The 20543-nt window shown below is 68.7% G+C and carries 20 protein-coding genes and 11 pseudogenes; 15 read left to right on the top strand and 16 right to left on the bottom strand.

All coding sequences use genetic code 11. The features are described 5' to 3' along the window. Positions 1–2 precede the first annotated feature (2 nt). Positions 3–110 (bottom strand): annotated as a pseudogene (locus AB0G56_RS28615) (helix-turn-helix domain-containing protein); the annotation flags it as partial. 557 nt (positions 111–667) lie between these two features. Between AB0G56_RS28615 and AB0G56_RS28610 the strand changes: the two are divergent. Next, positions 668–1789 (top strand): NAD(P)/FAD-dependent oxidoreductase, encoded by a 1122-nt coding sequence (locus AB0G56_RS28610; protein ID WP_360974452.1) that lies wholly within the window; start codon positions 668–670, stop codon positions 1787–1789. Positions 1790–1937: 148 nt separating this feature from the next. Beyond that, positions 1938–2786 (top strand): annotated as a pseudogene (locus AB0G56_RS28605) (IS701 family transposase); the annotation flags it as partial. Here the strand turns inward: AB0G56_RS28605 and AB0G56_RS28600 are convergent. From AB0G56_RS28600 to AB0G56_RS28585, 4 genes and pseudogenes are all read right to left on the bottom strand, one after another. Beyond that, positions 2737–2988, bottom strand: coding sequence for an integrase core domain-containing protein (locus tag AB0G56_RS28600; RefSeq protein WP_360974449.1), 252 nt, complete (start codon positions 2986–2988; stop codon positions 2737–2739). The pseudogene AB0G56_RS28605 and the gene AB0G56_RS28600 overlap by 50 nt on opposite strands. Before the next feature lie 78 nt (positions 2989–3066). Continuing rightward, entirely contained in the window at positions 3067–3486 is a 420-nt protein-coding gene (locus tag AB0G56_RS28595; RefSeq protein ID WP_360974446.1) for a VOC family protein, read from the bottom strand. Further along, positions 3483–3863 (bottom strand): annotated as a pseudogene (locus tag AB0G56_RS28590) (transposase); the annotation flags it as partial. The gene AB0G56_RS28595 and the pseudogene AB0G56_RS28590, both read right to left, overlap by 4 nt. An 86-nt stretch (positions 3864–3949) precedes the next feature. Next, on the bottom strand, positions 3950–4630 hold the full coding sequence (locus AB0G56_RS28585) for a TetR/AcrR family transcriptional regulator (RefSeq protein ID WP_360974443.1): 681 nt from the start codon (positions 4628–4630) through the stop codon (positions 3950–3952). Positions 4631–4730: 100 nt separating this feature from the next. Here AB0G56_RS28585 and AB0G56_RS28580 point away from each other — a divergent pair, with 100 nt between their 5' ends. Next, complete coding sequence (locus AB0G56_RS28580) at positions 4731–5696, top strand: NAD(P)-dependent alcohol dehydrogenase (RefSeq protein ID WP_360974440.1); 966 nt, start codon at positions 4731–4733, stop codon at positions 5694–5696. A gap of 20 nt (positions 5697–5716) precedes the next feature. Here AB0G56_RS28580 and AB0G56_RS28575 read toward each other — a convergent pair. Together AB0G56_RS28575 and AB0G56_RS28570 are read right to left on the bottom strand one after the other, a co-directional pair. Further along, a pseudogene (locus AB0G56_RS28575) lies at positions 5717–6373 on the bottom strand (IS5 family transposase); the annotation flags it as partial. 447 nt (positions 6374–6820) lie between these two features. Next, positions 6821–7361 (bottom strand): annotated as a pseudogene (locus tag AB0G56_RS28570) (GNAT family N-acetyltransferase). Positions 7362–7449: 88 nt separating this feature from the next. Here AB0G56_RS28570 and AB0G56_RS28565 point away from each other — a divergent pair. Continuing rightward, positions 7450–7589 (top strand): annotated as a pseudogene (locus AB0G56_RS28565) (VOC family protein); the annotation flags it as partial. A gap of 575 nt (positions 7590–8164) precedes the next feature. Next, positions 8165–8560, top strand: a complete 396-nt coding sequence (locus tag AB0G56_RS28560; protein WP_360974437.1) for a hypothetical protein — start codon at positions 8165–8167, stop codon at positions 8558–8560. A gap of 131 nt (positions 8561–8691) precedes the next feature. Here the strand turns inward: AB0G56_RS28560 and AB0G56_RS28555 are convergent. The 5 genes and pseudogenes from AB0G56_RS28555 to AB0G56_RS28535 form a co-directional block, all read right to left on the bottom strand. Further along, positions 8692–9391, bottom strand: a pseudogene (locus AB0G56_RS28555) (WYL domain-containing protein); the annotation flags it as partial. Beyond that, the gene (locus AB0G56_RS28550) at positions 9285–9677 is read right to left on the bottom strand and encodes a GNAT family protein (protein WP_360974549.1); all 393 of its coding nucleotides are present in this window, start codon (positions 9675–9677) and stop codon (positions 9285–9287) included. The gene AB0G56_RS28550 and the pseudogene AB0G56_RS28555, both read right to left, overlap by 107 nt. Positions 9678–9930: 253 nt before the next feature. Beyond that, positions 9931–10256 (bottom strand): annotated as a pseudogene (locus tag AB0G56_RS28545) (hypothetical protein); the annotation flags it as partial. A gap of 86 nt (positions 10257–10342) precedes the next feature. Beyond that, positions 10343–10903, bottom strand: a pseudogene (locus AB0G56_RS28540) (DJ-1/PfpI family protein); the annotation flags it as partial. A gap of 3 nt (positions 10904–10906) precedes the next feature. Continuing rightward, a complete protein-coding gene (locus AB0G56_RS28535) occupies positions 10907–11059 on the bottom strand; it encodes a hypothetical protein (RefSeq protein WP_360974434.1) in 153 nt (50 codons plus the stop codon). Positions 11060–11277: 218 nt separating this feature from the next. Here AB0G56_RS28535 and AB0G56_RS28530 point away from each other — a divergent pair, with 218 nt between their 5' ends. The 6 genes and pseudogenes from AB0G56_RS28530 to AB0G56_RS28505 all read left to right on the top strand — a co-directional run bounded on the left by AB0G56_RS28530 (position 11278) and on the right by AB0G56_RS28505 (position 14544). Further along, on the top strand, positions 11278–11967 hold the full coding sequence (locus tag AB0G56_RS28530; protein WP_360974431.1) for a DJ-1/PfpI family protein: 690 nt from the start codon (positions 11278–11280) through the stop codon (positions 11965–11967). A 62-nt stretch (positions 11968–12029) separates the two neighbouring features. After that, positions 12030–12347, top strand: coding sequence for a hypothetical protein (locus tag AB0G56_RS28525; RefSeq protein ID WP_360974428.1), 318 nt, complete (start codon positions 12030–12032; stop codon positions 12345–12347). Further along, positions 12344–12820, top strand: a pseudogene (locus AB0G56_RS28520) (hypothetical protein). The gene AB0G56_RS28525 and the pseudogene AB0G56_RS28520 overlap by 4 nt, the downstream one beginning before the upstream one ends. Positions 12821–12822: 2 nt before the next feature. Next, positions 12823–13122: a DUF3817 domain-containing protein gene (locus AB0G56_RS28515; protein ID WP_360974546.1), complete on the top strand. Its 300-nt coding sequence runs from the start codon at positions 12823–12825 to the stop codon at positions 13120–13122. Next, positions 13119–13580, top strand: a complete 462-nt coding sequence (locus AB0G56_RS28510) for a DUF6010 family protein (protein WP_360974425.1) — start codon at positions 13119–13121, stop codon at positions 13578–13580. Before AB0G56_RS28515 ends, AB0G56_RS28510 begins: the two co-directional genes overlap by 4 nt. Positions 13581–14064: 484 nt before the next feature. Beyond that, the gene (locus AB0G56_RS28505) at positions 14065–14544 is read left to right on the top strand and encodes an SMI1/KNR4 family protein (protein ID WP_360974543.1); all 480 of its coding nucleotides are present in this window, start codon (positions 14065–14067) and stop codon (positions 14542–14544) included. Positions 14545–14570: 26 nt separating this feature from the next. On the opposite strand, the gene AB0G56_RS28500 is transcribed toward AB0G56_RS28505, so the two are convergent. Beyond that, the gene (locus AB0G56_RS28500; protein ID WP_360974422.1) at positions 14571–14915 is read right to left on the bottom strand and encodes a hypothetical protein; all 345 of its coding nucleotides are present in this window, start codon (positions 14913–14915) and stop codon (positions 14571–14573) included. Between the two features lie 477 nt (positions 14916–15392). Between AB0G56_RS28500 and AB0G56_RS28495 the strand changes: the two genes are divergently transcribed. Continuing rightward, positions 15393–16118 (top strand): dienelactone hydrolase family protein, encoded by a 726-nt coding sequence (locus AB0G56_RS28495; protein ID WP_360974419.1) that lies wholly within the window; start codon positions 15393–15395, stop codon positions 16116–16118. A 237-nt stretch (positions 16119–16355) separates the two neighbouring features. Here the strand turns inward: AB0G56_RS28495 and AB0G56_RS28490 are convergent, their stop codons facing one another. Beyond that, positions 16356–17291, bottom strand: a complete 936-nt coding sequence (locus AB0G56_RS28490) for a zinc-binding dehydrogenase (protein WP_360974416.1) — start codon at positions 17289–17291, stop codon at positions 16356–16358. 67 nt (positions 17292–17358) lie between these two features. On the opposite strand from AB0G56_RS28490, the gene AB0G56_RS28485 reads away from it, so the two are divergent. The 3 genes and pseudogenes from AB0G56_RS28485 (at position 17359) to AB0G56_RS28475 (ending at position 19277) form a co-directional block, all read left to right on the top strand. Beyond that, entirely contained in the window at positions 17359–18009 is a 651-nt protein-coding gene (locus AB0G56_RS28485; RefSeq protein ID WP_360974413.1) for a helix-turn-helix domain-containing protein, read from the top strand. Positions 18010–18272: 263 nt separating this feature from the next. After that, positions 18273–18902, top strand: a pseudogene (locus AB0G56_RS28480) (IS5 family transposase); the annotation flags it as partial. A gap of 75 nt (positions 18903–18977) precedes the next feature. Continuing rightward, positions 18978–19277, top strand: a complete 300-nt coding sequence (locus AB0G56_RS28475; protein WP_360974410.1) for a hypothetical protein — start codon at positions 18978–18980, stop codon at positions 19275–19277. A gap of 135 nt (positions 19278–19412) precedes the next feature. On the opposite strand, the gene AB0G56_RS28470 is transcribed toward AB0G56_RS28475, so the two are convergent. Together AB0G56_RS28470 and AB0G56_RS28465 are read right to left on the bottom strand one after the other, a co-directional pair. Then, complete coding sequence (locus AB0G56_RS28470) at positions 19413–19616, bottom strand: cold-shock protein (RefSeq protein ID WP_093471494.1); 204 nt, start codon at positions 19614–19616, stop codon at positions 19413–19415. 246 nt (positions 19617–19862) lie between these two features. After that, positions 19863–20201, bottom strand: coding sequence for a MerR family transcriptional regulator (locus AB0G56_RS28465; protein ID WP_360974407.1), 339 nt, complete (start codon positions 20199–20201; stop codon positions 19863–19865). Positions 20202–20543: the final 342 nt, after the last annotated feature.

The following is a 20543-nucleotide window of genomic DNA, read 5'->3' as shown; positions in this document are numbered from 1 at the left end:
TCGGTGTCGGCACGGCGCAGCCACTTCGACAGAGTGATCGGGTGAACGCCGAAGTCGGCGGCGATCTGTTCCAGCGTGACACCGGGCTCGCGGTTTCGCGCGACCCGCACGACATCCTCGCGGAACTCCTTCGGATACGGCCTGGTCACTGCAACATCCTTCCAGGCCGCCTCTCAGCAAGCCAGGTCAGGTGTCACCCAACCCTGCAGCAGTCCCGTGTGAACAACCCTGCGGGTCAATACACCTAGTACTCCAGTCTGACTTCGCGATCTATCCAGTGGGCTCGTCGCGGTAGTGGCTGCGCCGGGCTGTCACCTGGTGCTGTCGGCGCCAGATGGACCAGTGCAGCAGCCTGGCCGTGGACAAGGCAGCACTCGGACAACCACACCCAACGACACCCCCGAGCCGGTCGAGGCGGCTGTCGGAGATGAACGAGGCGGGCGCGGTGCGTCGCAGCGTGAGCGGCCCCGGCCGGTGCGAGGTGGATGCCGGGCTATAGTCACAAGGTCGCGAAAAACGATGTCTCGCGGGTCCCCCCGCCGGGTATCGCACATACATCGATGCAGATGGTTCTGATCGGTGAGCGTCTCCTGCCGAGACCGGACGTCCCGTCCGCTCACGGCGCTGACTATCGCCGACGCGTGTCGGCGCTACAGAGGAGCGCAGCATGCAGAAGACCATCGCCATCGTCGGAGCGGGACTGGGCGGGCTGACGCTCGCCCGGGTGCTTCAGGCTCACGGCGTCGCCGCGACGATCTACGAGGGTGAGGCTTCGGCGTCGACCCGTGCACAGGGTGGCCTGCTTGACATCCACGAAGAGACCGGACAGGTCGCGCTTCGCGCAGCTGGTCTGTACGACGAGTTCCTCACTCTGGTCCGCCCGGGCGAGGACGCCAAGCGTGTGGTAGACCGCCACGGCATGATCCTGTTCGACATGCCTGCGGACCCCGGTTCGGCCCGTCCTGAGGTGGATCGCGGCGAACTCAGGCGCCTGCTCATCCACTCGCTGGCGCCCGGGACGATCAGGTGGGGTCACAAGCTCGCCTCGGTCCGGCACCGTCCGGAGGGCGGCTACGGTCTCGCCTTCGCGGAAGGTTCCGCCGCCCGCGCCGACATCGTCATCGGCGCGGACGGCGCCTGGTCGAAGGTGCGTCCGCTGCTCACCCCCGCCGAGCCTCTTTTCAGCGGAACCTGCTTCATCGAGATCGCCCTCACCTCGGGCGGCCAGAACTGTCGGGCGAGCGTGGCCGCGATCGGCAGCGGCACGCTGATGGCGGTCGCGCCGGGCAAAGGCATCATCGTCCATCGCTACGCCGACGGGCACGTGCGCGGATACGTGGCGCTGAACAAGCCCGAGGAGTGGATGAGGTCGATCGACTTCGGCGACCCGTCCGCGGGCCTCCGCCAACTTGCCGACGAGTTCGACGGCTGGTCACCGCTGCTCACCACCTTAGTGACAGAGAGTGACGCGGAACCGTGGCTCCGACCCATCTACGCCCTTCCCGTCGGGCTTGAATGGGACAGGGTGCCCGCAGTGACGCTCGTCGGCGACGCCGCGCATCTGATGTCACCCTTTGCCGGCGAGGGCGCGAACCTCGCCATGTACGACGGCGCGGACCTGGCGAGCAAGCTGGTTGAGCAACCCGATACCGAGGTCGCGCTCAGCGCCTACGAAGAGCGGCTGTTCCTGCGTAGTAGCGACGCCGCCGGCCGCTCGGCGCAGAACCTGGAAGTCTTTTTCGGCCGGGAAGCACCGCAGAGCGCAGTCATTCTGTTCGATCACTCCTGATGCCTCAGTCAGGGTTCGCGATCTTGCCGCGGACCCGGCGGGGAACGGGTACGGCCACGCGTGATCATCGGGGGTTGTGTGGACTTCTGAAGATCGTGCGGTGGCCGCAGGCCATAGCGTAGACCCTGTCCGTTGGCAGGCGATGTTCGATCAGGTCATGACCCGGATCGCGGGCCGGTTCGGGCGAGTGGAGCCCCGAGCGACCGCCCGCGCCTACCTGCTCGGGATGCTGTCGAGTGTCGAGCGGAAGAACTGCTGGCAACTGGCCGAACAGGCCGGACATGCCCGGCCCGGGCCGATGCAGCGCCTGCTGCGCTACGCCCGCTGGGACGCGGATGCCGTCCGCGACGACGTCCGCACCTATGCCGTCGAACACCTGGGCACAGACGGCGGTGTCCTCGTCGTCGACGGGACCGGCTTCGTGAAGAAGGGCCGGGCCTCGGCAGGGGCGCAGCGGCAGTGCACCGGCACCGCAGGACGCATCGAGAACAGCCAGGTCGGCGTGTTCCTCGCCCACCCCACCCAGCGGGGACGGGCTCTGATCGACCGTCGGCTCTACCTTCCCGAGCATTCCTGGTGCTCCGATCCAGAGCGCCGCCGCGCAGCCGGGATACCCGAGACGGTGCAGTTCGCGACCAAGCCCCACCTGGCCGGAGAGATGATCGCCGCCGCGCTGGACCCGGGACTCACCGCCTCGTGGGTGACCGGCGACGAAGCCTACGGCCAGGACCCCACACCTACGCGCCAGTCTGGAGGAGACCGGCATCGGCTACGTCCTGGCCGTGGCCTGCTCCACCAGGGTACGGATCAACCAAGGACGCGTCCTCGTGCGTGCGGACACCCTCGTCGGCCGACTCCCCGCAGCCGCCTGGCAGCGGCACAGCGCCGGCAACGGGGCAAAGGGCCTGCGCTACTGTGTCAATCCCCTGGCTGCGCAGAGACGTTGGTTATGCGGCTCGGCCTTCCTGATCGGTCCGGGCTCGCGCTTTCTGGATGATCCGTTCGAACTCGGTGGGCGGTTTCCCGCCGGCCGCGCTGTGACGGCGTTTCGTGTTGTAGAAGTCCGCGATCCACGTCGCGGTCTTCAGCCGTGCCTCGGCGCGGGTGGCGAAGGTGTGCCGGTGTACGTACTCGGCCTTGAGGACCGAGTGGAACGAGTCCGCGGCAGCGTTGTCCAGCGCCGATCCAACGCGCCCCATGGACAGGATTTCCCCAGACTTGTTGCCAGAGAGTTCACTCGCGCCGAGTAATTGTCCATACCCGTGGATCAGTTGAGCTCACCTGCTCTGGGGTGAGTTGATTGCGACGAGCTCGACCTCGAAGCCGGCGATGTTCTCCAGGTAGGCCGCGTAGTGCTGCTCGCCGCCGGCGTGTGGGTGAAGCTCGGGGAACATCAGGCTCCAGCCGTGCTGGGCCGCGTCGACGGCCAGCTTCTCGACGGTAGTGGCGTCCTCGACGTGAAAGGCGAGGTGGTTCAGCCCGGGTCGACGGCGGTCATCTCGGTCGGCGGTGAGGGCCGGGGACCGCTCGAGGACCAGGTAGGTCGGCCCGAGCAGCCAGCTGCGGCCGGTGTCCCAGTTCTGCGAGACGGCGTAACCCAGCGTCTGAAGCGGCCAGCCGAGTGAGGCGACGGCGCGATCGAGATCGGGAACCCAGATTTCGACGTGGTGCAGTGCCCCGTGCGTCGGCGGGTTCACGCGGCCGCCGCCTCCTCGCGCTCGGCCAGGACGCCGTTGTCGAACATGGCGCCGGCGCGGACAAGGGCGACGAGGTGGGCGCCGGTGACCGCTCGCCATCGGGTCTGGGCGGACTCGACGAGCTTGAAGACCATGGCGAGGGCGGCGGCCGGGCTGCCGGCGCCCCTGGTGACCTTGGTGCGGAGCTTGACGGTGGAGAAGGTCGACTCGATCGGGTTGGTGGTGCGCAGGTGCACCCAGTGCTCGGCAGGGAAGTCGTAGAACGCCAGTAGCTCGTCGGTGTCGTCAGTGATCTTCTTGACGGCCTTGGGCCACTCGGTGCCATAGGTCTTCACGAACGCCTCGATCGCCTTCTCGGCGTGTTTACGGTCCTCGGCGTGTTTACGGTCCTCGGCGTTGTAGGGCCTGTTGCGAAAGTGGAGTTATCGGGCTGGATGTGCTCTGCGGCAAGTACCGTTTCTTGTCAGGCTCGGGAGGGTCGTTGCCCCTGGGGACTGTCTGTTGCAATCGGGAGGCTGCGCAGTGTCAGTGCAGCCGGTGGGGGCAGCGGTTTGTTGGCCGGGTCGGTGCGGAACGACTGGAGCAGATAGGCCACCAGGCGCCGGGACGCTGCACCGTCATCCGGTAGGGCGGTCGCCAGACCGCAGTGTGCCAACAGGACCACGGCGAGGTCGGAAGGGTGGAAATCGGACCGTAGCGCGCCCGACGCCTGGGCCCTGCGTACCAGAGTCGTGAAGTCCCGCTCGGCTCGTTGCCGGGACTGCGCGTGTTCCGACGCGGTTTCCGGGAAGGCCGCGACGAACGCGGCCGGGAACCCGCGTTCCTCCCGTTGCAGAGCGCAGACCGTCTCGACCAGCTGCTGGAAGCCCTGCCACGGGTCAGGGGCGGCCAGAGCCTCGGTGAGCGCCCGCGCGCAGGTCTCCATCTGCTGCGCGAACGCGTCTCTCACCAGGGCGTCCCGGGTCGGGAAATGCCGGTACAGCGTCGCCACGCCGACCCCGGCCCGTCGGGCCACGGTCGCCATCGGGGCGTCGATCCCGTGCTCCGCAAAGACCGCACGGGCGGCGACGAGGACGCGCTCTCGGTTGCGCCGGGCGTCCGCCCGCACCCCGTCCCGGGCTGTGATCCGAGAGGATTCCGCCATCACTGTCTCTCGCTTCCGGTCCAAGCGGACGATTGCGTCCACTTAAGAGCTTACGGTCGATGCCAGATCCCTGTACGGCCCCGGCGGCAAAGGCAGAACGATGAACGACCGCATGATGAAGGCAGTGCTCTACGACCGCTATGGCGGCCCCGATGTGCTCTACACGGGCTGCGTGCCACGCCCTGAGCCGGCCCCCGGCGAGGTCCTTGTGAAGGTGCGCGCGTTCAGCGTCAACGGCGGCGAACTGGCAGCACGTGCCGGCCGTCTCCGCCTCCTGAGCGGCCGGGAATTCCCCAAGCGCGTCGGCTTGGACTTCACCGGCGAGGTCGCGGCACTGGGCGCCGGAGTCACCCGGTTCGCGGCCGGCGACCGCGTATGGGGGGTCTTGGGCCGCACATCCGGGTTCGGCAGCGCCGCCGAGTACGTGACCGTACCCGCTGAGCGGGTCGGCCGGCTCCCCGACTGCCTTGACCTGGTGGACGCCGCCGCGCTGCCGGTAGCCACCACGGCCATCACCGCGCTGCGGGACAAAGCCGGGCTGCGCCCCGGCGAACGACTCCTCGTCCGGGGCGCTTCGGGCGGTGTCGGCAACGCCGCCGTCCAGCTCGGACGGGCGTACGGCGCCGAGGTCACGGCCCTGGCCCGTGCAGCCAACCTCGACTTCGTCCGCGGGCTCGGCGCGCACAAGGCCGTCGACCACCGGACCGTGCGGCCGGCGGAACTGGGCCGCTTCGACGTGGTCCTGGACACCGCGGGGACCGACCTGCGGGCCTTCCGGCGCCTACTGAATCCGGGCGGGCGCATGGTCACCATCGCCTTCGACCTGAAACGGCCTGCGGCGTCGCTCGGCTACCTCGCGGCCAGCACGGTCCACGGACACGGCCGGGTGCGTTTCTTCAGCGGCAATCCCACGCGGGCGGACTTCGACGACCTCGCCCGCCATGTGGTCGAGGGCAAGCTAAGCCCTGCGGTGGACACGGTCTTCCCCCTGGAGGAGACAGCAGCAGCACACCAGGCGCTGGAAGCGGGCGGCGTCCAGGGCAAGTACGTGGTCAGGGTCGCGTAGGACGGCTGTGGAGGTGCTGATCACAGCCACTCGTCGAGGGCAGCGATGAGGACGGTCGCCTCGTAGCGGACCGCCAGCTTGTCGGATCGCGTGGCGACGGCGCGGTGCCTCTTGAGGCGGTTGATCCCGCACTCGACCGCGTGCCGCTGTTCGTAGTCGTCCTTGTCGAACTTCGGCGGCCGGCCGCCACGCGATCCACGCTTGAGGCGGTTGCGCGCCCGGTCGGCTTTGTCGGGGATAGCGCAGCGGATTCCGCGGCGGCGCAGGTAGGCGCGGTTGCTGCGGGAGGCGTATGCCTTGTCAGCGCGGACTCGATGGGGACGGACACGTGGCCGCCCCGGCCCAATGCGGGGCACGCGGATCTTCTCCAGGACGGGTTCGAACTGCGGCGAGTCCCCCCGCTGCCCAGCGGTCACCACGATCGACTTGGGCTTTTGGCCCTGCTCGACGGCCAGGTGCAGTTTGGTGGTGAACCCGCCGCGTGAGCGTCCCAGCCCGTGATCACCAGGCTCGGTGAAGATGCCGCCTGGTGGTTCTTTCTGTGAGTCACCCCGCTTGCGGGCCCCGGCCCCGTGCTGATGGGCACGGCATACCGTGGAGTCGACGCTCAGGTCCCACGTGATCGCGCCTTTCGCGTCGTCCAGGGACTGCAGTTGGGTGAGTATCCGGTGCCAGGTTTCCGACCCCTCCACCCTGCGCTCTCCAGGCGCATCCCACTTGTGCTCCTTCAGGCGCGCGATCGCGAGGTCGAGGAGACGGTCGGCTCGGCCGCCCTCGGTGAGCCGCTCGCGGAAGTCGGCCGGCACGCTGGGGTGGAAGCCTGGATCGTCCAGTTCCATGGCCGGCACGTACGTGAAATCGATGCGGCAGCCAACCCTCGGCCGCCTGCCGGTCCGAGAGGCCGAGAAGTAACCCGAAGTACGCGGACAGTGGTCGGCTGGGTGGGCGAGGGCGCCATGTGCCGCCGGTGATCGATGAGCGGGGTGAGCCGAACGCCGACAGGCTGCCGCGAGTTGCCGCGCCCGAGGCGCTCCCCCGGTCTCACCAGGTCCGGTTCGCCGTGCGCGGCCTCCACGAGGCGCCGAGGACGGCCGCGGGAGTGGCGGGTGTCCGGGGCATCGCCGTCAGATTGCCGCCGCATAGCACCGAACGGCCACCTTCTGCTCCGGGCTCCACCACTGTTCGACTGGGCCGGCAGTTGCCAGCCGAGCCGCTCGTACAGGGCTGTCGCCGCGGTGTCCGAGGCGACCGCGTCGAGCACCGGATGCAAGCCGCGGTCCTGTGCTTCTGTGACCGCCTGCGCCAGCAGCAGTGCACCGATCCCAAGGCCGCGGGCCCAGGGGGCGACGAACAACCGGTTTGACCACGGCGGTCGCCTCGACGCTCACCCCTGCACGAGCGCTCCACAGTCCGGAAGCGGCGTCTTTCGCACCGCTCGGGGACAGTCCGATATGGCCGGCTGTGCGGCCATCCAGGTCCGCCACCCATGAGGCGATGAGCGATGGCGGTGTGAGCCATACGTCCGGGCGGCTGGGCCAGTTCACCGGATAACCGTCGCGCTGATGAACCTCTGCCAAGCACCCGCACACAGTCACCGAGATCACGAACAGCCCGCTGCCGGACACTCGGCGATACGTCCGAGCCGGGTACGTTCTCGCTCTTCACCGAGGCATGGAAACACAGTCGAAGGGCTGTGACCAGCGATTTTCGTAACAGAACCCCGCGTACTCTCGCCGCCTGCGGGTCTGCGCCCGCCCGGTTCGCCGTCGACGATGTGCGGGCGGCGTACGAGCGCCTGCGCGGCCTCGGCGTCCGCTTCCCCCAGGGCCCCCTGGAGATGGGCCCCGCACCACCGCCGTCTTCGACGACACGCGCGGCGACCTGATCCAGATTGGCGGTTCGTTCGGCCAGCCGCACCTTTGCTTGACGTTTGGTGCAGCGCTCGACGGTGTTCCGCTGCCCGCAGGAAGTCCTACCCGCGGTTACGTGTGCCCGCGGGGGTGAGGACAGTCCATTCCGCTTCGACGGCGGTCCGGGGGTGCGCTCGCGTCGGTTGCGGGCGTCGCCGAAGCGGAGACGGTAGCCGATCAGCAGGACGAACGCCCCGCCGATGACCGAGCCCCGGGCAGCGAAGGGGAACCGTACCGTCCGGGACGACGGTCGAGACGAGAAGGCGGGGCGGTGAGGACTTGGCAGCCGGCTCGCCCGCAGGGGCGGCCGACCAGCACCACGAGGCCATCCATACCGAACGCTCTGCCTCACTGAGCGAGTGGTGGGGAGTCCGACGAATCCGGAGGCCGGCCGATGGTCAAGACGTAGGTGGCGTGCGGCCACTGGACGCCGTTGCCGCGGATCCGGGCGTCCATGGACCCATAGAACGGGCGTGCTCTCTTGCCGGCCTAGGGGCGCTTTCGCCACAGTGTGGAGCCGGAAAGTTACGCATCGTGCAGCGACGCAAGGAGAGACCCATGATCCACGTACGCGGGTTGCGAGTCCGGCAGACGCCGGCCGCGCGGCACCGGACCGTCACGGCGGCCGCCGCGCTCGCCGCAGCCGGCGCGCTGCTGCTGGCGACGGCGTCACCGGCCAGCGCCGAGGTCAAGTCCACCTGCGGCAACTACATCTGTGTCGCCACCGCCTATCAGGGCCGTGACTACGTCCAGGACATCACCGTCACCACCAAAGACGGTCTGCCGGGCACCCTTCGCGCCTTCGTCGGCGACTACCGGGGCAGCAAGCCGAACGTCTCGCGCTGGCGGTTCGTCATCAACCGTGAGTTCAGGGCCTATCCGAGACTGGCCGTCTGTGGTGGTCTCGACCGCGGTGGCCGGGTCATCGAGAATCACTGCGTGTTGATTCCCTGACCAGGTCGGCACCGCGCGCAGGGCATCGGCCGACTTCGCCCCCGGCCGGTCCCCGCCGTCTCGCGGCGCACGAGCATCGTCCGGCCGCGCTCCAGCCCGGCGGTCCTGGCTGTGCCGTCTCATGACGGTGGTTACCGGCCGTCCGGCTCGGCGGCGTAGGACGCGAGACGGCCGGCGAGTGCGGTGACGAGGTCGCGTAGTTCGGCGGAGCGCTCGAGGACGAACGGCCGGTCGAGTGCGGCGAGTACCGGGGGCAGCCAGTCGAGCCGTTCCGCCCGCAGCTCGACGCGCAGCCAGCGTTCGGCCGCACGGTCCTGGCCTGCCGCGGGTTCGTGCTCCTCCAGGCCGGCGACGCCGGCGGGAAGGTGGGCGCGGATCTGCTCGGCCGTCCCGTGGATCCGCAAGGTCACCTCGTGCCGGTATGCGGCCGTGGTGGCGAACCCCGTCAGCACGCGCTGTGCCGGGCCGGGTCCCTCGGGCGCTCGAAGGAGCCGGGCAGGGCCCTCGCGTCTGCGATGCGGTCGAGCCGGAAGGCACGGTCCTCGCCGATCCGGCGCCCTTGCCCGTGACGTACCACCGGCCCGCATGGGCGACGATCCCGTACGCGTGCAGCGTGCGTACGCCGCTCCGTCCGTCGCGGTCGGTGCAGCGGATCGAGACCGGCCGGCGGTGGCGCACCGCGTCGGCGAGAGTGAGCAGGACCCCGGCGTCCGGGGTGTCGAACTCACCCGGCTGGTCCGTGAAGGCGAGAGTCTCCAGGAGTGTGTCGAGCCGGCGGGCGATGTGCCGGGGCAGCAGCCGCCGGATCTTCGCCGATGCCGTCTCGTTCGCCGCGCCGTGAAGCCGAGTTTCTCGGCCACGGCACGCGAGCCGGTGTTCCCGGCCATGGCCCACCACTCGATGCGGTGCACGTGGAACGTGGCCCCGCCCAGTCACACAGGGCCCGAGCGGCCTCCACCGAAAAGCCATGGCCGCGCGGCTCCTTGACCGCCCGGTAACCGAGCTCCCAGACGCCGCGGCTGAGGAGGGTCAGGCAGTAGGAGCCGACCAGGGCGCCGGTGCCCTTGCGGAACGCGCCGAGGGTGTAGTCCCTGTCCTCGGCCCAGTGAGCGGGCAGCTTCTCGCCGACGAGACTCTCCGCCTGCGCACGCCGGTACGGTTACCGACCCCGGGGTGTAGAACTGGATGTCCTCGTCCTGGCAGGCTTCGTACACCGCATCCACGTCGGCAGCTGTGAAGGCCCGCACACGAGACGGTCGGTCCCAAGAGAGACACCGGATCCATCGCGGCAGTATGAACACCACCCGCAACCGGCGACCAGCGCATTTCCGCTTACGGCGACACCACCGGGCCCTCGCCTGGCTTGATCTTCAACCTGTGCGGTGGGGTGGGGCAGCTGACTTCTTTGTTTGTCGTTGCGCCGGCTGTGTTATGCGGGGTGTGTGCACGTCGTGGCGGGGTGCGGGCCGGGTGTTCCTTCGGCCCCGTGGTCGTCCGAGGCCGGGCCGGGAGAGTTTCGGTGCCTGGGCCGGGCAGGCGGCGGTCGCTGGGCGGATGCGCCGGAAAGACCGGGCGGGGGCGAGCGGACGCGGGCGGACGCGGGCGGACGCGGGCGGGGGCGAGCGGGGGCGAGCCGGTCCGGCGGGCTGGGTTGTTCCCAGGACCGGCGCCGGTCGGCCGCCAGCGGCCGGGCAAGCTCCTGACTGCACGACGTTCGCCGCCTTCGAATCCGCGGGGAGGGACGCGACGGCATCCACGAAGCCTTCCTCGGCCTCGCCACCTGCCGGTCTCGTCGCGGAAGCGGCGGGTCAGGGTTCGGGTGCTGGTGCCGGCCCGCTCGGCGATGTCGACGAGAGTGAGGTCCCGGGCCGGGTTCTCCCCGCAGCCAGGTGAGCAGTGCCTCCAGCTCGGAGACCTGCGGCGCCGGGGGTCGGAGACGATGAACTGCACCTCCGCGCCCTCCCGTTCCACGGCATGACCGACAGGCGGGCGGCGACGGCCGAGCTGTAGCCACGGCGGATCATATGCAGGCACAGGCCCAGTCCTGCGGCCGCACCGGCCGAGGTGAGGAACTGGCCGTGGTCTCGACCTAGACGACGTCCCGGTCGACGTGGAGGTCCGGTGGTGGCGGCCGGCAGGCCGGCCGCGAGCCAGTGCGTCGTGACCCGCAGTCCGTCGAGGAGCCCGGGCGGCCAGGGGAAAGACGCCCACGCAGATGGAGGCGATCCGTGTTCGCCCGGCAGTGGCCGACCGCAGCGCGTCGCGCACGGCGGGAGCGAGCGGGGCGGTGGGACCGGCGACGCCCGGCACGATGATCGTGTCCGCGTCCTGGAGGCCGTCCAGACCTCAAGGGACGCGCAGGGGGAAGGTTCCGGCGTCCATCTCGTCGTGCGCGGCGCAGACCCGGGCCTGGTCGCCGGGCCGCTCGTCGGGCAGGCGGGTCCGGGAGAAGACCTCGATCGGGGTGGACACGTCGAACGGGATCCTCTGGTCCAGCATGAGAACAGCGACGGCGTTCGTGGGCAGAACCTACCTCCCCATCCGCTCGACGGTCCGGCACCGATACCCGGACAGCTCCACGTCTCCGCAGCTCGCGGCCTTCTTGAGGCGCTTGGCATTTTTCCGTTGAATCCTGTCACTAGTGCCACTGGGCGATCACTGCGGCAGCCGGTTGACTTCGGAGCGTCCGATGGAAAACGACCCCGAAGGAACCTTCCATGCACATCCAGGTCGTCCTGTTCGACGGCTTCGACCCGCTCGATGCCATCGCCCCCTACGAGGTGCTGTACGCCGGCGGCTCGGCCTCGGACGGCGCGGTGAGCGTCGAGCTGGTCACCGCGGAGGGCCCCCGGGAGGTGGTCAGCGGCACCGGAGGACTGGTGCTGCGCGCCCACGGCGCCCTCGACCTGGAGCGCGCGGACATGCTTGTGGTACCCGGTGCCTCCGGCCGCGTGGGCGAACCCGGCGAGGTCCCGGAAGAAGAGGCGGGCGCCGGCGAGTGGAAGCAGGACGAGTTCATCCCCGTACTGCTGGGCCGCACGCTGGTCACCGGGCTGCCCGCGCTCCTCAAGCAGGCGATGGACGCCCCGGACATCACTGTCGCCACCGTCTGCGGCGGCTCGCTCGTCCTGGCTTTGGCAGGCCTGCTGGAGGGGCGTCACGCCACCACCCACCACATGGGCCTCGACATGCTGGACGCCACCGGTGCCCACGCGGTCCGCGCCCGCATCGTCGACGACGGCGACCTGGTCACCGGCGCCGGCGTCACCTCAGGGCTCGATCTTGGGTTGTACCTGCTGGAGCGTGAGGTGGGCCCCCGCGTCGCGCACGCCGTCGAAGAGCTCTTCGCCCACGAGCGGCGCGGCACCGTCTGGCGCGCGCAGGGTCCGACGCCCAGCGCCTTGTGAACCCCGGCCCTTCGCAGATCCTCCGCTCACCATCCCTCGCACAGGCAGGAAAACACATCCGCATGTCCGTCGAAGGCACCTGGAACCTGGCCATCTCCACCCCCATCGGCAAGATCGAGGCTGTGGTCGAACTCCGTGACCAGGACGGCGCCCTGACCGGCGTCGCCCACGGAGCAGGCGAGGACGTACCGCTCGGCGACATCACCCTCGACGGCGACCGGCTCACCTGGAAGCAGGCCATCACCAAGCCCGTGCGGCTGAACCTGGCGTTCGACGTGACGGTCGACGGCGACACCCTCCAGGGCACCTCCAAGGCCGGCCGCCTTCCGTCCTCGAAGGTCACCGGCGAGCGCCGGACCGCCCCGGAGTGCCAGGCGTGACCCAGCTCCTTCTGTCCCTGCACCCCTGGCCGCCGTTATCGCCGTCGGCCCGGACACCGTCGCCGCGAGCATGTTTCCCGCGACGCTGCGCCGCGCTCTCGGCGACTCCGCCGACGGCGACGCCCGCACCACCCTGGGGACGCAGCACCGTGACTGCCGGATCTACGCGGGCATCGGCGCAGCGGTCCAGAGGTCTCCCTCTTCGGCCTCGCCACGGGCGGCAGTCCCGGTGTCCTCGGTGGCGCCTGGTTGATCGTCTCGATCCTGCTGACCGCGGCGGCGGCCGACGTACTGGCAACGCTGATCCTGCCCACCCGGGACCGTTCTGTGGCGAGGCGACGGGCTCCGTCTCGCCGTTGCCGGCCCCCTCGACGCCGGGCCGTCTCGCCATGGTCACCGGCGTCTTCAACCTGCTCCGAGCCACCGTCACCGTACTGATGATCATTCGCCCCCGCTCCACCACCGGAGTGTGACCATGCACCTGTGCTCTCCGCGCCATCTGCGCATCGCGGCTCACGCCGAGCTGATCTCCCTGATCGCGATGCTGGCCAACGTGTTCACCGTCCACCTCAAGTCCGTTTCGTCCTTGACGGGCCCCACCCACGGCTGCGCCTACCTGTTCGTCGTGTTCGCGACCTGGCGCCTCCCGCAGGTCCCGGCCGCCGTCAAGGTCCTGGCCCTCGTTCCCGGCGCCGGCGGCCTGCTCGCGCTACGGCGACTCGACCGCGGCGGTCCGGCCCGCGCCCAGGCGGAAGAAGAGGTCGTCCCGTCATGAACCTTGTGTCACCGTTGATCGTCGGCACCATCTACTGCCTGCTGATGTCCCTGATCGAAGAACCGCACCGGCGCCACTTCAACGCGATCATGGTGGGCGGAGCCGGCGCCGCCTATCTGAGCGGGGGCGGATTCGGCCCGTGGGAGCTGCCGTTCGTCGCGCTCATGGCCTACGTCGCCTACCGCGGACTGGACTCCTGGACCTTCATCGGCGTCGGCTGGCTGCTCCACACCGCATGGGACGTGGCCCACCACCTCAAGCTCGATCCGATCCTGCCGTTCGCCCACGACTCGTCCCTGGCATGCGCCATCTGCGATCCGGTCATCGCCCTCTGGTGCTTCCGCCAAGGGCCTTCCCTGATCGCCTTCGTCCGCCGCTCGCTCAGGCCCAGCCGGACAGCAGAACACCCCGACGGCCGCGCCTCCAGCCCCTCCAGTCCCGACCGCACCGGCATCTGACGGACGACCGTCGTCGAGCCGCTCCGGAGAACCATCTTGTTCGAAGTCCTGAGCGCGAGGCGTACCCCGAAGCACTCGGACAGGCCCACGCAGACTTCGCCGCCCTCCAGGTCCGCGAAGTCCCCGCCCCCCACCTCGCTCTTCCTGTCCGAGCGACACTCTGATTGCAGAGGGCTACTCGTCACCTCGCCGTAGCTTCGGGAGAGGGCCCGGAGCCCCGCAAGTTCGCGGAAACTGAAGGTCCTTCAGCGGAAACCCGCGGGTCCGGTGACGCCATTGTCAGGGGTCGACCCGTGGGTTCGTGGTGAACACACTGGATCGGCTTCGATCTTCCGTGGGTTCAGGAAATCTGAAGGCTCCGAACCGCGAAGTCAGGGAGATCATGACGACTCTGCCCCATGAGCGAGGCCGGTTGCCGTGTCGCTAGCCTGTGCGAGTGACGCCTACCGGTGATCGACAGTTCCCCGCCGCGCTCGCCGCTGCGATGGCCGTACCGTTTGACTACGCGGGCGGTGACGGGGTCGACTTCGAGCCTTTCGAGGCATTCCTGTCCGCTGAGGAGACCACCGACTGGTTCCGGGCATGGACCGGAAACGGCGAACTGGACGGCGCCGGCTTCCGCGTCTTCGGCCAGGATGGCTCGGGCGGGTATGCGGCGTTCTGGCTGATCCACCCGAGCCAGCCACTGGCCGATCAACCCGTTGTTTTCCTCGGGTCCGAGGGAGAGACGGGCGTTGTGGCGCGCGATCTGGGCGACTTTCTGTGGCTGCTGGCCGGCGGCTTCGGCCCCTGGGAGGCAGCCACCTCCTACGAGCCTGGCTGGATCCCACACCCCAACCGCAAGCTGACGGCCATCGCTGAACGGTTCGCACCGAGCCAGCGTCGGTCTGCCGCTACCGTGATCGAGCTGGCCACCCAGGAGTTCCCCGAATTCGACGACACCATCATGGAGCTCTGCCGCTGATCCTGCGCCGGAAACCTCCCCGGCATTCAGCCGAGATCCACTACCGCGAAGCCACTCATCATCGGGTGCTCGGTCTCCGCTCTGCTTCCGAATTCGGTCACCGCGCTGGTGTAGCGGAGGCTGGCCTTCGCCCCGAGGGAGAAGACGCGTGCGAGGTGGAGGGGGTCGGCACCGTTGGCGAGGACTTCTTCGAGGTCCTGTCGCAGCTGATCGACGCCCACGGGCAATTCCTTGAGCAGTCTGTCCATCCAGAACGTGCCCACGGGTGTCGTCGTGGTGGCGGCGTTCCTGGTGATCAGCAGATGTGGGTTGGTGCTGTTCGGCGATCGGCGATCGGCGGTGGCGGTGGCGGTGGCGGTGGCGGTAGGCAAGATATCCGCCAATCGCCTCGGCGGTGTAGTCGCCCAAGGGACGGTTCAAACCCTCGGGATCGAGTCGCCGTCCCGAGAGGTCCACGTGTCCAACCAGCATCGAGCGAATCTGGCGGCCGGGCAGTGCATGGATGCCGGACAAGGCCACGACCACACGGAGGGCCGAATCCTGCAGTGCGGCAAGAGCGACGGCCTCCACCTCGTCCACGGTGAGCGATGCGGGGATCTTGATCGCAGGTTTACCTCCCTTGATGCCTCGCATCGGGTTGGCGAAGATCAGACGCTCGGCCTTCAGCATGCTGAACAGGGAACGCAGGGCACTGGCGTCGTATGCGCGTTGGGGCCGGTCTGCGAGCCAGCTGACGATGTCGTCGGGGGTGGCCTGCCGCAGGGTTGTGTACTTTCCGGCGTACTCGGTGTTCTGCCAGCGGCAGAACACCGGTCCGAGCGGACTCGGAGATCACTATCGTCCATCTCATGACAAGGGCGACGACACGTACGGTGGAGTATCCGGCCGATGGCCTGACCATGATCGGACACCTCGCACTCCCGGCCGGTGTCGACCGCCGACCCGCTGTCCTGGTGGGGCCCGAGGGGCCGGGGCTCAGCGACGTCGAGCGGCGACGGGCCGATGCGCTCGCCGAGCTGGGGTACGTGGCACTGGCCTTCGACATTCATGGCGGGCGTTGGTTCACCGACCCTGAGCAGATGCTGGCCCGCTGCATGCCGTTGCTCGCCGACCCCGACCGGATGCGGGGCATCGGCCATGCGGCGCTCGACGTGTTGCGTGCGGAGCCGCGGACCGACTCCGCCCGGATTGCCGTCGTCGGCTACGGCACCGGCGGCGCGATCGGGCTGGAACTCGGACGCGACGGCGTCGACCTGCAGGCGATCGTGACAGTCAACGCACTGACCACAGGCCGACCGGGCGAGGCGGCACGCATTCGCTGCCCGGTGTGGGCCGGTGTCGGGTCCGAGGACCCGATCATGCCGCCCGCACAACGGGAGGCGTTCGTCGCCGAACTGCAAGCTGCGGGTGTCGACTGGCGCCTCGTGGTCTACGGCGGTGCCTTGCACGCCTTCCACCACCCGCCGGTCGACCAGAGCGTGCTCCCTGGCGTCGGCTATCACCCACGCCACGCGCAACGGGCCTGGCGCGATGTCCTCGACGTGCTCGCCGAGTGCCTGCCCGTGACGGAATGACCGGGGCAGCAACCGCGATCCGGGCCGCAAAGCAGGCCGGCCGCCAGGCGCCTGCCCATGGGGCCGAGCCTGCCGGGTGCCGGTGCACCTCTGACGGTCATCCCTCGTGCCGGACCTCGTTCGGCACGTTGTGGCGCCCGTAGGCCGCGGCGTGGGCCTGGGCAGGCTCTGCTGCTTCCCCAGGCGCGGAGGGAGGCAGCTGTACAGGAACCGCGAAGGCCTTTTCACTCATTCCGTTCAGTGGATGTCGATCACGGCTTTGCCCCGCACGCGGCGGCCTGCCAGTTCGGCGGCCGCCCGCGTCACCTTCGTCCAGTCGCTACGCAGAGCGACTTGCGGGTCCAGCTCACCGCGCACGGTGAGCGCCGCGAGCCAGGTGAGGTCAGCACCCAGTCCTACGGCATCGTCCAGCAGGTAGAAGGTGGCGATCTGGCGGTTGTGGCGGCGGCCGTGGCCGAAGAGGGCGCCGTAGGGGAACTGCTCGCCTTCGCCGGAGATATGACCTGCGCTCACCAACACACCGTTCTCCGCCAAGGCCTCGTGTGCGGCGACCATGTGAGTGCCGCCGACCAGTTCGACGACGCCGTGTACCGGTTCGATGTCTTTGAGCGAGGCCAGATCTGTGACGATCTCGTCGGCACCGAGTGCGCGCAGGTCCTCCGTCTTCGCCGGGTCACTGGTGACCGCGATGACATCCGCACCGCCTCGGGCCGCGAGCTGGAGAGTGAAGCGGCCAACGCCGCCGCCTGCGCCGGTCACCAGGACGCGCCGTCCCAGGATCGGGCCGATACGGTGCAGGGCGCGCAGGGCCGTCCCTGCCGCGACCGGCAATGTGCTGATCGGGCCGAGGTCGGTCCCCTCGGGCACGGTGCCGATCAGATCGGTGTCCACCGCGCGCAGCTCCGCCCACGCACCATCGGCCGCCACGGTTACCACGGGTGTGCCGAGCGGGGGACCGGAGCCGTCGGCGGCCGCGCGGATCACTGTGCCCGCGGCGTCCCAGCCGGGCACCGTGCCGGCCTCGCCCTCGGGGACCGCATGGTGGACCTCGCCGGCGTTGAGAGAGAACGAGTGGACTCGGATCAGAGCCTGGTGGGCGGTGGGCTCGGGGTCGGCGACCGTGGTGAGTGCGAGGTGTCCTGGGGCTGAGTGATCGATCGTCAGTGCCTTCACGAGCAAGAATATGCCACTGAGTGGCACTAGCGAACAAGAGGCAATCTCTCCTGATACGCTCGACGTCGTGCAGAAGGACCCGAAGACCCTCCCCCTGCGGGAACGGAAGAAGTTGCGGACCCGTCAAGCTCTGGTCGTCACGGCCCTCGAGCTCTTCACCGCGCGGGACTTCACCACAGTCACATTGGACGAGATCGTCGATGCGGTAGAGGTCTCCAAACGCACTTTCTTCCGCATGTTCACGTCCAAAGAGGACGTGGCCCTGGCCCCGGAGAAGGAGCTGTGGGACGCCTACGTCACGGAAATCCGGGTCCGGCCCCTCACCGTGGAGTACCTGCTGGGAGCTTATAAGGACGCGCTGTTCGCGGCCCTCGAGCAGATGACGGACGGGTGGGAGCAGCGCTTCGTGGACAGCCGCAGTCTGACCGACCGCACCCCCGCGCTGACCGCGCACAGCCTGCGCCACTGCTCGGAAGTCTCCGCGGACGTCGTTCGGATCGTGGCGGACCGGCTTGCCGAGAACTCCCCCGGCCGCACTCAACTCCGCCTGCTGCTCGACTTCATGCTCGCCGCCTGGCACTGCGCACTGGAGTCCTGGAACTCATCGAACGATGTACGACGGGACCGTGCGGCACTCATCCGGCACATGCACCAAGCCTTCGCGGCCATTCCCACGGTCGCGGCCCTCGCAGTACAGACCAGCAACCCCCCGGCTTGACCGACGTTGCTTCGGCACGGACCCTCCGGCTCTGCTCCTCAGAGGCGTTTACCCGGGTCGAGGGCGGTTCGCAGCTTATGCGGCTGCCCCACTTCCGTGTGGTTTCTTCCGTAAGTGAAGAATGCTGCCCGGCAGGGCGAGAGCCCTCCTGCCTTTCTCATCCGCTTCTTCGCCTGGAAACCCGTCTGACGTAGAGATGCCCAAGAACCTCCCAGTCGCCAGCGGAACGAGAGATTCCGGCATGTCCATGCTCACGCTGTGCCGTGAGCGAGCGCAAGCCGTACCCCAGCGACCTTTCCGACACCCGATGGCCCCTGATCGAGCCGACGCTGACGGCCTGGACAAAGGCCCGACTCGACCGTAGACCAACCGAGCAGCCGGCCAAGGTCGATTTACGCGACGTCTTCAACGCGATCCTCTACGTGAACCGCACGGGGATCCCCTGGAAATACCTCCCGCACGACTTCCCGAACCACGGCGCCGTTTACGCCTATTACGCCGCGTGGCGCGACGAAGGAATCTTCGCCCAGCTCAACTACGACCTGATCGCCCTGACCCGCGTGAAAGACGGCCGCAAACCCGAACCGACCGCCTCCGTCATCGACACCCAGAGCGTCAAGACCTCCACCAACGTGCCCCTGAACAGCCAGGGAACCGATGCCGCGAAGAAGATCGTCGGCCGGAAGCGCGGCATCCTGACCGACACAATCGGCCTCGTCCTCGCCGTGACCGTCGCCTCCGCCGGCCTCTCCGAGAACGCCCTGGGAATACGCCTCCTCGACCAGGCCAAGGAGAACTACCCAACCATTTCCAAGAGTTGGGTCGACACCGGCTTCAAGAACGCCGTTGTGGAACACGGAGCCGGCCTCGGAATCGACGTCGAAGTCGTCAGCCTGCCACGAGTGATCACCGGCTGACCAGGCCTTGGGGTACGGCCATCAGCAGGGGCCGTCGTCCAAGGTGGGGCGATGAGCGCACTCCGCCCCGGTGACATCACTGACGAAATGATCCAGGCCATGGACACGGCCAAGCGGCAGTGCCTGCAGAAGGACTTGCGTGCCCTGGCCGCCGACATCCGTGCCGACGCCGAAGGCCGGTACGCCGGTGCGGAGCCAGGGTGGCGGGCCGGCGTGGAGTTGACGCTGCTGTGGATCGAGAACCTGCAGCCAGTTGACCGAAGGCCGGCCATCGCCGTCGCCGCCCGGAGAGAGGCGCACCCGTCGCGGCTTGGCGTCGCCCGGGGCGCGTCCGCGAAGGGGTCGCGATGACAACGGGCCAACGCAGGGAACGGTTCGCTGGCGTATGAAAGAGAGGGAAAACACGAAGGCCCTGCTCCTCCTGGTAAATGAACCTGAAGGAGCAGGGCCTCGGGGCAGGCTCAGCTGCCCATGGGGCGGGAAGGGTCAGGCCAGATTGATGTTCTCGGCCTGCGGGCCCTTCTGGCCCTGGGTGACGTCGAACGTCACGCTCTGGCCCTCCTGGAGCTCACGGAAGCCCGAGGAGTTGATGGCGGAGTAGTGGGCGAAGACGTCCGGGCCGCCGCCGTCCTGGGCGATGAAGCCGAAGCCCTTCTCCGCGTTGAACCACTTCACAGTTCCCGTAGCCATGTCTCATGCCTTCCAGTCGAGGAACGCCTCCCTCACCACGCGAGAGGCGGAGGTGATCGCCCTGGTTCCTGCGGCACAGCACAGCAAAGCGCCCACACCGTCGGCGTGGGCAAAGGGAACTTCCGAACCACGACAGCTGACTCAGACGGTACACGCCCGCGCAGGCTGTCACCACAGGAAACGACTACACGTCGTGCCTCGGACCGAGTGCGGGCAGGCCCGCCGTGGGGCGCCGGCGCGCCGGGTTCATGCCGCGGCCGTTGGATTTACTGCTTCGGCGGCGCGGCGGTATTCGGCGTTGATGCGTTGAGCTGCTTCGAGCTGGTCTTCCAGGATGACGATGCGGCAGGCGGCCTCGATGGGGGTGCCCTGGTCGACGAGCTCCCGGGCGCGGGCGGCAATGCGCAGTTGGTAGCGCGAGTAGCGCCGGTGTCCGCCCTTGGAGCGGAGCGGGGTGATCAGGCGGGCGTCTCCGAGGGCGCGGAGGAAGCCGGGAGTCGTGCCGAGCATCTCGGCGGCCCGGCCCATCGTGTAGGCGGGGTAATCGTCGTCATCGAGACGGCCGTACGAGTCCTCTGCTGTCATTGCACCTCTGTCGTAGAACGCGTGGAGGGGCCCGGGTGCCATACCGGCACCCGGGCCCCGAAGGAACTGCTACACCATCTGCCGGCCCTGATGCTGCACCGGCCTTCCGTGTCCGCCAACCCGACCCGAATGCTGTCGGGGGTGCGGGGATCGCGGTTGCGTGACCGGAGACCACCTCACTATCGATGTCCTGCGGTACCCGGGCTCAAGCCTCCGCCCGGGCGATCCTGATGGTGATCGGCTCCTCCGTTCTTCCCTCTGGATCAATCACTTACCGAACGGGAACTGCGTACTGCTGTTACTGCGAACTGCTTGTACTGCTGGTGTTGCGTCCTGCTGGTG

Origin of the sequence: Streptomyces sp. NPDC021356 (assembly GCF_040641015.1) — a bacterium.
Taxonomy (GTDB): Bacteria; Actinomycetota; Actinomycetes; order Streptomycetales; family Streptomycetaceae; genus Streptomyces.
This window is presented reverse-complemented; position numbering and strand designations above follow the sequence as displayed.